1 protein-coding gene is annotated in these 748 nt (G+C 35.0%); it reads left to right on the forward strand.

Translation table 11 applies throughout. From position 1 onward, the window contains the following. Positions 1-51 precede the first annotated feature (51 nt). On the forward strand, positions 52-732 hold the full coding sequence (locus DO88_RS00235; protein ID WP_033041183.1) for a hypothetical protein: 681 nt from the start codon (positions 52-54) through the stop codon (positions 730-732). The last annotated feature ends 16 nt before the right edge of the window (positions 733-748 follow it).

The raw sequence follows: 748 nt of genomic DNA on the forward strand, positions 1-748 counted from the left end.
TGGTGTTCAATAAGCTGTTAGCATTTTGGAGAGTTCGTGAGTCGCTGTTACATGTGTGAACGTCAAGAAGTATCAAAAGAACATGTTCCTCCCAAATGTTTATTTCCACAGATAAAAGATATTGACTGTGATAGTAATTTTCGAGCTAATTTAATTACAGTACCATCTTGTGATGAACATAACTCAAAGAAGTCTGGTGACGACGAATTTTTGATGTATGTGTTGGTTTCAGAATTAATGGCAAGTGGTGTTGTAGCACCTTATATGGTTAAAAAGTTAAAGCGTGCTATTGATAGAAATCCTACGTTAGCACAAAAGATATTTTCAAATGCAAAAGACGTTAGCTTAAAATCGAAAGATGGATATGTGGATTCTTTAGAAGTCCCACTTGATAGCCTGCGACTTAATAGCTGTTTTGATCATATAGCTCGAGGACTCTATTACCATGAAACAGGTTTTTCTTGGCTAAGTGACGTGCAAGTTATCCCAGATTTTGTGTATTTCATTGAGGGTGAAGATGCTCATGAAATACAAGGCGTACATGTTGAATTAGGTGTTTTGGCTAAAATGCTATTACATCCATTAGATCCTCATGGAGAAAACTCTGATGTATTTAGTTATAAATTTTTAAAATGCGATGAGTCTCCTTTTGCTTCAGTAGCACAAATTGAATTTTATAAAAATTGCGTTGTTACTATTTTATACGTCTATAAAGGTGCAAAAAAATGCTAACAACACGCCCTGAGGT

Origin of the sequence: Pseudoalteromonas sp. S3431 (assembly GCF_000690035.1) — a bacterium.
Classification (GTDB): Bacteria; Pseudomonadota; Gammaproteobacteria; order Enterobacterales; family Alteromonadaceae; genus Pseudoalteromonas; species Pseudoalteromonas fuliginea.

Excerpts from the sequence above, each read along its gene's own strand:
- DO88_RS00235 (WP_033041183.1), top strand. The coding sequence starts at position 52 with ATGTGTGAACGTCAAGAAGTATCAAAAGAACATGTTCCTCCCAAATGT.